Origin of the sequence: Ruoffia tabacinasalis, assembly GCF_005864045.1 — a bacterium.
GTDB lineage: Bacteria > Bacillota > Bacilli > Lactobacillales > Aerococcaceae > Ruoffia > Ruoffia tabacinasalis.
The window spans coordinates 1-246 of record NZ_VBSP01000133.1 but is presented as its reverse complement, the minus strand read 5'-3'; the positions used below and the strand labels follow the sequence as shown (position 1 = coordinate 246).

Genomic DNA, 246 nt, shown 5'->3' with positions numbered 1-246 from the left:
AGAAATATTGGAGGTTGATTGGGCAGGTCAGACGTTGTCAGTTATTGATCCTGATACAGGTGAAAATAGAAAGGTGTATATATTTATCGCTACTTTACCTTGTTCTCAAATGTTTTACGTAGAAGGTTCTTATCGCATGGATTTACCGTCTTGGATTCGACTTCATCAGCATACCTTCGATTTTTTTGAAGGAACACCACAAATCCTTGTGCCTGATAATTTGAAGACAGGCGTTACTAAACATAC

General features: G+C 37.8%; 1 pseudogene. It reads left to right on the top strand.

Annotated elements, in window-relative coordinates:
• Positions 1-34: 34 nt before the first annotated feature.
• A pseudogene (locus FEZ33_RS12315) lies at positions 35-246 on the top strand (IS21 family transposase); the annotation flags it as partial.